This window comes from Corynebacterium sp. HMSC066C02, from assembly GCF_001814945.1.
GTDB lineage: Bacteria > Actinomycetota > Actinomycetes > Mycobacteriales > Mycobacteriaceae > Corynebacterium > Corynebacterium aurimucosum.
Genome location: NZ_KV818433.1, coordinates 69029 through 77967, shown reverse-complemented (window position 1 = coordinate 77967; position 8939 = coordinate 69029). Strand labels below are relative to the sequence as shown.

The window sequence follows — 8939 nt, the reverse complement described above, 5'->3', positions numbered from 1 at the left end:
CTAAAGCGGGTGGGACCGAAGTAGACCTGGTGTAGGCCGGCAAGTTCGGTGGCATCGGCGGCATCCGCGCCGAGCACGCGGAGCTCATCGGGTGTGCCAGGTATATGTTCCACCAGCGCAATCCCCGAGTTGCGTAGGCGGAGGTAGGTTTCGATATCCCCCATGGGCACAGAGACTAAAACAGGTCTAGCCACCCCGCAACCGGAAGAGCAAATAACCTGCTCACAGACGGGATGAAACACCGACCAAGGGCGGAGAGAGGGTTGGCTAGGGCTGGCTGAACGGTGACTGGGGGGACGGGAGATAGGCCTCAGAAAGGGGAGAGCCTTTCGGGCCGACAGGCTTGGGCGGTGGGGTCGTCGCTAGTACAGCGCCGGTTTAATCGCGTCCCACGCCGGCTGCAATTGCTTGCCAAACATCACCCAGTCGTGCACCCCGGAGTCGAGGTAGTCGGTGGTGTGGGGGAGGGAGGCGTCGTCAAGCGCGGCGGAAAACTCCTCCGTGCACCGCTTTGAGCCGGCCTCCAACAAGGTTCCGCCAATGCGATCGTCGAGGGATTTGTCGGGGTAGGCCGCCATCTCCTCATCCGTCCACGCGCCAGTGGCAGCGGAGAGATACAGCGTCGTACCGCGCAGCCCCTCCGGGTTCGCTGCGACATCATTGCGTACCCAGTCCGGCGAGCCGTGCGGACCCCACATGTTCCGCGGGTTGCCGCCCAGGCTCCCCACAGTCAGGTCGACAGTTCCCTGGCCCACCGTGCTCGTCGTGGAATAGCAACCGGAAATCCCCGCCACCGCATCGAAGAATCCCGGGTGGTTGTTGGCCATCATGACCGCGCCGGACGCGCCCATCGACAATCCGATGAGTCCGCGTTTGTCGTTGTGATGTAGTTCTGCCTCCACCACCGGCGCAAGCTCCTGCGTGACGAAGGTGTTCCACTTGTGGCGGCCCAGCTTGGGGTCGTCCTGATTCCAGTCGGTCCACATGGAACCAGCGCCTTGGGAGGGGATGACGATGCTGGCGTCGGAGTCGCCGAAAACGCGCTTCAGATGCCCCTTGGTGATCCAGTTGGAGGTTTCCGGGGAGTCGACTCCTTCCAGGAAGTACACCACCGGGCCGCCGTTGCCGAGGACGACGTCGACGGGAATCTCACGCCCCATGGAGGGTGAGGCCACGAGCCACTTTTCCCGGCCAGGCTCATCAGTCGGCGCGCGGGAGACAACGGACGCCGTGCTTATCGACGCATCCACCGGGTACGGATAGCCCTCCTGTTCCGATGTGAACAAATCAGTGAGAAGGTGCGAGGAGGAACCCATGGCGTTGAGGATGCTGAACGTTGCGTCCACGCCCCAGCGAGAGGATTGCTCATCGCGGCTGGATTCCTGGTAAGCAGGGGCAGAAGACATGAGAAGTGCGCTGCTCAAAAGCGCAGAGAGAAGCTTCATAGACCGTTACTTTAATACAGTTTTCGGTATGCTCGGCGCACATGCTGGGAAAGGATGACACCATGAAGATGGCCCCGCGCCACCGTCAGCAATTGCCACCGCTTCCGATGGTTTCGGCCAAGCTGGGGGAGCGGTTGGCCAGCCAGGTATTCGTGGAGGAAGGTCGGGAGCTGCTTCCGGAGTTGCAGGAGTTCCGTCGCGATATGCACCAGAACCCGGAGGTCGGGCTGCACCTGCCGCGGACGCAGGAGAAGGTGCTCGAAGCTCTTAAAGGCTTGCCTTTGGAAATTCAGCTCGGGCGCGACTTAAGCTCCGTCGTGGCGGTGCTGCGCGGCGGCAAGCGCGGCGAGCGCCCGGTGTCGGTGCTGCTGCGCGCCGATATGGACGCCCTCCCGGTGCGCGAGCAGACAGGCAGCCCCTTCGCCTCGACGAATAGCAACATGCACGCCTGCGGCCATGACCTGCACACCGCCGCACTCATCGGCGCGGTCAAGATGCTGTGCCGCCACCGCGAGGAGCTGTTGGGCGATGTCATCTTCATGTTCCAGCCGGGCGAGGAAGGCCCGGGTGGTGCGCAGCCGATGATCGATGAGGGCGTGCTCGACGCTGCTGGTCGCCGTCCCATTGCCGCCTATGGCCTCCACGTCGGCCCGCAGGATCGGGGGACCTTCCACCACATCGCAGGTCCGATGATGGCCTCCTCCTCGAACCTGGGGATCACCGTCTACGGCAAGGGCGGGCACGGCTCGCGCCCGCATGATGCGATTGATCCGGTTGCGGCCTTGGCGGAGATCCAGGTGGCGCTGCAGGTGGCGCTGACTCGGCGCTTCGATGCGAACTCGCCGATTGTTATTACGGTGACTAATCTGCGCGCGGGCGACGGCGCGGTCAACGTCATCCCGGACAAGGCAGAGCTGGGTGCTACGGTGCGCGTGCTTCGCGACGAACACATCGACGCCGTGCGCCAGATGATCATCGAAGTCTCCAGCTCTGTGGCGGCCTCGCATCGTTGTACCGCGAAGGTGGACTTTGAGGTCCTGTATTCGGCGACGAAGACGTCACCGCGCGAGGATCAGTTCGCGGCGTCGTTGTGGGCAGGCATGTTCGGTGCGGAAAATGTGCTGACCATGGACGCCCCGATGATGGCCTCGGAGGACTTCGGCGCGGTGTTATCCCAGGTTCCGGGCACCTTCATGTGGTTCGGTACGGGAGATCCGCACACCCCGGAGCACATGCGCGAGTGGAACCACTCGCCGCTGGTGCGCTTCGATGATTCCGTTCTGGGGGATCAAGCTGCGGCCTTGGCGGCGGTGGCCTTTGAGCGCCTCGCCGCCGAGGACGCCCATCCCTCCCCGGCGACGAAGGCTATGCGCGCGCCGGTGCAGGGGACAGGGCTGGATGTGCAGCCGCCTTCTTCCGCAGCGCAATAACGCCCCAGATGGTGGCTATCCACACGGCTAGCACGACGACCATGCCGGCGAGGAGGGGCCAGATGGCGTCGTCGAACGCGGTGCTTAGCGACGGGAAGAGGTTGTTCGTCACGTGCACCGCGATGGCGGCAATGAGCCAGCGCACAGGCTGTTTCTGGGATAGGCCATAGGCGCTAAGCCCGGTGAATAGCGAGTGGGAGAGCGGGTTGGACACCAGGCGGATGACCACCGCCCCGATTGCGCCGGCGGTATCCGAATCGAGGTTATCCGCCGTCATGCGCGCGAAGGCGGTTGCGTCCTCACCCACAGTGAAACCGATGCTCACGGCCACGCCCACGAAGACATAGTCGAGCCAGCTTCGGGGCCGGATGACGCAGGTGCAGATCAACAGCACGCCGAGGAACTTGAGCGCTTCTTCGTTGAGCGGCGCATATCCCGCAGCGCCCAGCCAGTCCAGGCCCGCGCGGGCAAGGAGGTGGGTCATGTTCGTATTGAGTTCCACCGCCAGCCCGGAGACCGCGAAGCCCCACACCACGCCGTGCGCAATTCCTGGCCGGCGGCGCAGGAGGAACAGCGTGAGGGAGACGAGTACGGCGGCGAAGACCACGGCGGCAAGAGCACTTGCGGGCAGGAAGGGCTCGCCCGCGTAGTGGAAGGTAGACACGACCAGCGCGCCGAGGGTCAGCAGAAAGTACAGGTACTTCATGCGTCCTCCTGTACCCGGTCGGCGAAGTCACGTTCCTTCGGTCCGTAGATGTGGAGGAAGGAAATGGTGTTCTCGTCGGGGTGGGCCAGCGTGATTCCATTCTCGTCGGACACGCGGTAGAGATCCGGTGCCTGGGTGGTGATGGGGGCGTCGGTGAGCGCGCGCGTCCCGGTGAAAGAGCGGTGCTGACGCGGCAGGTACGTGTCCACCTCGTGGGAGGAGCTGCCTTCCTCAGAAATGATGGTCGCGCTCCCGCAGTTCCAGGTCTGCGAGGAGGCGTACGGATCCGCCGGGCATTCAAGCCCCGGGATACCGCGCACGGGCGTGGTGTCGGGAGTGGGGTCGGGGAGGAGGGCGTCGGCAAGCGGTACTGCGGCGAGGACGCCGATGCAGGAATAAATCAGTGTGTTTCTCATGCTTGTGACCCTAAGAGCTGCGATTTTGCGCCGGTATCCTCCGCAGGGAGGATTTTGCGGAGTTTCACGATGCTGACAATCGTGGCGCCCCACAGAGAAATGAGAATGATGAGGGCGGCAAAGACGGGCCACAGGGCGTTCTCAAGGGCGATAGTGACAGACGGGCCAAAGTTGGCAGCGAAGTGCACCGCCATGGCAAGGAGCAACCATCGCACCGGCTGCTTGCGGGCGAGGCCATAGGCGGCAATTCCGGTAAAGAAAGAATGCATGAGAGGGTTCGCGATGAAGCGGACAAGGACCGCCATCAAGGTGCCCTTGATATCGGAATCCAGGTTCTCCAGCGTCAAGTTGACGTAGTAGACGACATTCTCGCCCACACTAAAGCCCATGCCTACCGCCACCCCGACGAAGACGTAGTCCGCCCAATGACGGGGCCGGATGATGCACGAGCAGATGAAGAGGACGCCGAGGAATTTGAGTAGTTCTTCGGGGAGCGGGGCGATACCGGCCTCGACCAGCCACTCCGGGAAGAAGCGGATGAGGAGGTCGTTCATGCATTTGTTGAGCGAAGCTGCGACCCTGGTGACCGCGATGCCCCACACCACGCCATGCGCAATGCCCGGGTACTTGCGCAGAATCAGCAGCGTGAGACCAATTGCCACGGTCGCGTACAACACTGCGGCGAGCGCACTTGTAGTGACGAAAGCACCTTGGGAGAAACCATAAGCAGCGCTCACGAGCCCGGCGGCGGTGAGCAGTTCATATAAAGTCTGTGTTCTTCTCATGCGGTTTAGGCTATGAACCGTGCCCGGGGTGCCGGTATCCTCCGCAGGGAGGATTTTCCGGAACACAGGGAGAACTATCGTGGCAACAATGACAAGCAAGACGCGACCACTGTGGATCACGGTGCTGCTCATTCTGCTCTGCGTGGTGGCGGATATGGCGGCATGGATCCCCCATATCGAAAACTTCGAGGGGACGGATCAGGAAGCCCTTGTTATGGGCTTGATGGGTCTATTTAGCTTCGCCACCTGGATTCTGCTGCCCTTCGCCCTGCACCACTCGCGGCGGGAGCGCAACATCCACGAGGAGTACCCCGGCCACCCGGTGGTGCTGAGTGCGGCTCTGCTCGTCCTGGTACTAGGCGGGTTTCGCCCACTGTCGCTGTCAGTGCTGGTGGTGTTGATTTCGATCATCTCGCGCGGCCGGCTGCGGTGGTCCCTGGTGGGGACGGTGGTGTTCGTGGCCTCGTGTGTGACCGTTATCTCTGTGCCTTACATTCGGATGAACATCTTCGCGCCCTTTGGTTACGTGTTTTATGGAAGCCTCTTTCTTATCGTCGCCTGGATTACGGGCTCGGTGCGCGCGCAGCGCCGCCAGCGCGAGGTCACGCTGGTCAGCTTGGCGGAGCTCAACGAGGACCAGCTGCGCTCCCGCGAAGAGCGGGCGCGCCTGGAGGAACGCAACCGCATTGCGCGCGATATCCACGATTCCCTCTCGCACAGGCTTAGCCTCATTTCCGTGTACGCGGGTGGCCTGAGCTACCGCAAGGATGCGGACCCAGAGCACATCGCCGAGGCGGCAGACACCATCCAGTCGGAGGCCAAGGCCGCTGTGGAGGATCTGCGCGGGGTGATCAAGGCGCTGCGCGTGGACGATCGGGTGGATCCGCGCGCGAGCATCGAAGAACACATCGGGCGCGCTCGCGCGGCGGGGACGAAGGTGCGCTATAAGAAGGGGGACGTCGATAAGCTGAGCACACTAGCCGCCCACACGCTGGGCCGCGCCGTGCAGGAGGGGCTGACCAACGCGCGCAAGTACGCGCCGGGGAAGAAGGTGACGCTCACCGTGGAGAACGAGGAGGATAAGGTGCGGGTGACCATGCAGAACAAGAAAGTAGCGGAGCAGCCAGAGTCCGGCGGCGGCAACGGCTTGTTGGGTCTGGAGGAACGCGCCCGGCTGGCGGGAGGCACCTTCACAGTGCTTGACGACGCCTCCACCTTCACCTGGGTCCTCGAACTCCCTGAGGAGGCACACGCGTAATGATTTCAGTGGTATTAGTCGATGACGAGCAGGCGCTGCGCCGCGGCATTCGGTTCATCCTGGAGGGCGCCGCAGACATCGAGGTGGTGGCCGAGGCCAGCAATGGCCGCGACGGCGTGGCGCGCGTGACGGATCTGCGGCCCGATGTTGTCCTCATGGATATCCGCATGCCCGTCATGGACGGCATCGAGGCGGCAGGGCAGCTGCGCGCGAGCGCGCCGGATATACCGGTGGTCATGCTCACCGCTTTTGATACCGACGAGTTCATCGTGGATGCGCTGCATGCTGGGGCAATGGGCTTTTTGCTCAAGACCATCGAGCCGGAGGGCCTGGTCTCTGCGGTTCGGGCCGCTGCCACGGGGCAGCAGCTGCTGAGCCCGCAGGCTCTGAAGAACCTTCTGGCGCTCAAGCGTCCTGCGCCGGAGCCGGCAGAGGTGGAGGTGGTTGAGCCCTGCCCGCTAGAGGGCTTAAGCCAGCGCGAAAACGAGGTGGCGGAGCTGGTGGCCCAGGGCCTAGACAACCAAGAGATTGCCGGACAGCTCTACGTCTCCGTGACCACGGTGAAAACCCACATCAAGCACATCTTGGACAAACTGGGCGGTACCAATCGGGTGCACATTGCGATCGCGGTGTTGGAGTCGCGTTAGCGCCGGAAGAAAAACGCGGAGACCAGGCCGATTAACGCGATGCCGACCACGATGATGGATGCTACGGGCCAGTATTGGGGGTAGTACTTGAGCGTATAGCCGAAGACCTGGCCGTCGTCGAACTGGCGGGCAAGCGCGATGGGCATCCACCACAGCTTCGTGAGAGTCAGGACCGCGCCGAGGAGGCCGGTGATAAAGCGGCGGGTACTGCGCAGGAAGAAGCTGGCCGCCACGAGGAGAACACCAACAATCGTGAGTGCGAAAAGCAGAGGCGTATCCACGGCGAGCGGCGAGCCATTAATGAGGAACTCGTGGTCCACTTCGTGCTGTTCGATAAGGGTGTAGCCGTCGAGGACGATGTTTTCAGGCAACCCCATTTATTTCTCCTTCTGCTCGGCGTCTGGCTCGTAGCCATCGGCCCAGGTATCGGTGTCGAAGTCGTAGTCTACATTCTCGCCCTTTTCATCGGTGCGCTGGTACCAGTCCGTGTAGCGGTGCGCTGAGGAGTCGAAGTCGGAGCCGGCACCGCGGCCGTCATCGGCGTGCTCGACGGTGATCTCGAAATCATCGCCGTGCTCCTCGATGCCGCGCACGACGGCGTTTTCCACCGCGGCACGCGCGTAGGCGCGGCGGATGAATACCGGGTCGGAGCGCAGGTCCTTGATGAAGGCCACCATCATGACGAGCAGCACGATGCAGAAGGGTAGCGCTGAGAGGATGGTCAGGTTTTGCAGGCCGGTGAGTACGTCTTCGCCGCCGGTCAGCAGCATGACAACAGCGATGCCCATCATGCACAGGCCCCAGAAAACGACGATGAACTTGTTGGGGGCAGGGTTTCCCTTGGAGGACATGGTTCCCATGATGACCGAAGCGGAATCGGCGGAGGTGATGAAGAAGACCGCCAGCACCAGGATCAAAATGAAGGGCGTGATGCTGCTCAGCGGCAGGTTGTCGAACATGGCGAAAAGAACCTGCTCGCCGGAGGCGGAGCCATCAAAGTTGGGCAGGTTCTCGCGCTTAAAGGTGATGGCTGTGCCGCCGAAGATGGTGAAGGCCAAAATGAGGATGAGGGAGGGAGCGAAGACGGTGACGGCCGTGAATTCGCGTAGCGTGCGGCCGCGGGAGATACGGGCCACGAACATGCCGACGAACGGCGTCCAGGCAATCCACCATGCCCAGTAGAAGGCGGTCCAGTAGGACTGGAACTCGACTGTTTCATCGCCCCAGGACAGGCCTTTGGCCATCATCGGCAAAAGCTGGTCGATGTAGGTCACGATGCCGGAGGGCACGAGGTTGAGCAGGAGCAAGGTCGGACCGGTGAAGAAGACAAAGATGACCAAGCCGAGTGTCACCGTGATGTTGAAATTGGAGAGATAGCGCACGCCGCGGGAGACACCCGAGACCGCCGAGATGATGAAGCCGCAGCCAAGGACCGCAATGATCACGATGAGCACGGAGTTGGTCAGCGGGCCGGCGCCGCGGATGATGGATACGCCTTGGCCGATCTGGATAGCGGAAAGACCCAGTGTGGCGGCGGTGCCGAAGAGCGTGGCGACGAGGGCGAGGACGTCGATAAGCTTGCCCAGCGGGCCGTCGGTATCGCGGGAGCCGAACAGCGGCTTGAAAATGGAGGACACCAGAGGCACGCGCCCGCGGCGGTAGGAGGAATAGGCGATGGCTCCGCCGACCAGGGCGTACGCCGCCCAGGGCGAGATTCCCCAGTGGTAGTGCGCCTGGGCCATGGCCTGGTGCAGGGCCTCGACGCTGTTGCCGTCGACTGTGTGGGGCGGCGGGGTGAGGTAGTGCGACAGCGGCTCCGAGGGGCCGTAGAAGAAGATGCCGACGCCGATGCCGGCGCCAAACATCATGGCAACCCAGCTGAACCAACCGAACTCGGGCTCTTCGTCATCAGTACCGAGCTTGATGCGGCCTAGGCGGGAGCAACCGATGTAGAGCATGGTGGCTACGGCCATCATCATGGTGATGTTGAGCAGCCAGCCGGCGTTGGTGATGGCCCAGGAAAAGGCGGTGGAGGATGCGGCCGAGACGGATTCTGGTGAGCTAATTCCCCACACGATGAAGGCTACGATGAAAGTAGCGGTGCTGAAAAAAGGGACCGTGTCAAGGGCGAAAGCGTTGCGTTGATCCTCCACACCGATACCCGGAACCAAGCCGGGGTGCATGTCGTGAGGATAGATGCCAACGGGTGGACCTGTAGATTTTCGAGTGTTCACCCTCACCATTATCGCAGG

The 8939-nt window shown here is 62.6% G+C and carries 9 protein-coding genes; 3 read left to right on the top strand and 6 right to left on the bottom strand.

The window, feature by feature from the left end:
* Positions 1-362: 362 nt before the first annotated feature.
* Positions 363-1445, bottom strand: coding sequence for an alpha/beta hydrolase (locus tag HMPREF2996_RS00630; RefSeq protein ID WP_070729657.1), 1083 nt, complete (start codon positions 1443-1445; stop codon positions 363-365).
* Positions 1446-1507: 62 nt separating this feature from the next.
* On the opposite strand from HMPREF2996_RS00630, the gene HMPREF2996_RS00625 reads away from it, so the two are divergent.
* A complete protein-coding gene (locus HMPREF2996_RS00625) occupies positions 1508-2875 on the top strand; it encodes a M20 metallopeptidase family protein (protein WP_070729656.1) in 1368 nt (455 codons plus the stop codon).
* Here the strand turns inward: HMPREF2996_RS00625 and HMPREF2996_RS00620 are convergent.
* From HMPREF2996_RS00620 to HMPREF2996_RS00610, 3 genes are read right to left on the bottom strand one after another with little or no spacing between them, the layout of a single operon-like run.
* Positions 2811-3581, bottom strand: coding sequence for a PrsW family glutamic-type intramembrane protease (locus tag HMPREF2996_RS00620; protein WP_070729654.1), 771 nt, complete (start codon positions 3579-3581; stop codon positions 2811-2813). The two genes, HMPREF2996_RS00625 and HMPREF2996_RS00620, sit on opposite strands and share 65 nt — an antisense overlap.
* The gene (locus HMPREF2996_RS00615; protein ID WP_070729652.1) at positions 3578-3997 is read right to left on the bottom strand and encodes a hypothetical protein; all 420 of its coding nucleotides are present in this window, start codon (positions 3995-3997) and stop codon (positions 3578-3580) included. The genes HMPREF2996_RS00620 and HMPREF2996_RS00615 overlap by 4 nt, the downstream gene beginning before the upstream one ends.
* Positions 3994-4782, bottom strand: a complete 789-nt coding sequence (locus HMPREF2996_RS00610; protein ID WP_168166663.1) for a PrsW family glutamic-type intramembrane protease — start codon at positions 4780-4782, stop codon at positions 3994-3996. Before HMPREF2996_RS00610 ends, HMPREF2996_RS00615 begins: the two co-directional genes overlap by 4 nt.
* 88 nt (positions 4783-4870) lie before the next feature.
* Between HMPREF2996_RS00610 and HMPREF2996_RS00605 the strand changes: the two genes are divergently transcribed.
* Together HMPREF2996_RS00605 and HMPREF2996_RS00600 are read left to right on the top strand one after the other, a co-directional pair.
* Positions 4871-6040 (top strand): sensor histidine kinase, encoded by a 1170-nt coding sequence (locus HMPREF2996_RS00605; protein ID WP_246822958.1) that lies wholly within the window; start codon positions 4871-4873, stop codon positions 6038-6040.
* Positions 6040-6687, top strand: a complete 648-nt coding sequence (locus tag HMPREF2996_RS00600) for a response regulator (RefSeq protein WP_070446706.1) — start codon at positions 6040-6042, stop codon at positions 6685-6687. Before HMPREF2996_RS00605 ends, HMPREF2996_RS00600 begins: the two co-directional genes overlap by 1 nt.
* Here the strand turns inward: HMPREF2996_RS00600 and HMPREF2996_RS00595 are convergent.
* Both HMPREF2996_RS00595 and HMPREF2996_RS00590 read right to left on the bottom strand, forming a co-directional pair.
* Positions 6684-7064, bottom strand: a complete 381-nt coding sequence (locus HMPREF2996_RS00595; protein ID WP_070729648.1) for a cell division FtsX domain-containing protein — start codon at positions 7062-7064, stop codon at positions 6684-6686. The two genes, HMPREF2996_RS00600 and HMPREF2996_RS00595, sit on opposite strands and share 4 nt — an antisense overlap.
* The gene (locus tag HMPREF2996_RS00590) at positions 7065-8870 is read right to left on the bottom strand and encodes a BCCT family transporter (protein ID WP_246822957.1); all 1806 of its coding nucleotides are present in this window, start codon (positions 8868-8870) and stop codon (positions 7065-7067) included. It lies immediately after the preceding gene.
* Positions 8871-8939: the final 69 nt, after the last annotated feature.